General features: G+C 40.8%; 1 protein-coding gene. It reads left to right on the top strand.

What is annotated here, in order from left to right; genetic code table 11:
- Positions 1-61 precede the first annotated feature (61 nt).
- The coding region (locus P8629_RS11495) for a hypothetical protein (RefSeq protein ID WP_278166270.1) at positions 62-400 on the top strand (339 nt) is incomplete at its 3' end.

The raw sequence follows: 400 nt of genomic DNA, 5'->3' as shown, positions 1-400 counted from the left end.
ACCCTATGAAAACCGTACGCGTTTAGTTGGCCTCGACTTTTTACGCGGCTTGGTTATTTTTATGGCCATCTTTGAACATTATACGGGGTATTTAAACTATTGGTATGTGGATTTTTTCCCTAAAGAGAGCGATTTTTATGAGACATTATATCGTTCACACTTACCAATGTTGGGGCAACTTGTCCCGATGGACAGTTTTACCGGACAAGTCTCAGAATGGTTGATTCCTTGGGTGAGTCAAGTCTATTTAGCGTTAGCGGCCTTTAATCTCTCGGCGCGATCATCTGAGCATATGCGGGCAACACTAGTGAAAAAACTGGCTCTATTTTTGAGCATTATTTTTGTGTTGTACATTGAAGGTTTTATCATTGCGCCTAACTTTGGTGAGGCAATTTCATTT

Origin of the sequence: Hydrogenovibrio sp. 3SP14C1, assembly GCF_029625905.1 — a bacterium.
Taxonomy (GTDB): Bacteria; Pseudomonadota; Gammaproteobacteria; order Thiomicrospirales; family Thiomicrospiraceae; genus Hydrogenovibrio.
The sequence above is the reverse complement of the archived record's forward strand: the minus strand, read 5'-3'. Positions and strand labels throughout refer to the sequence as shown.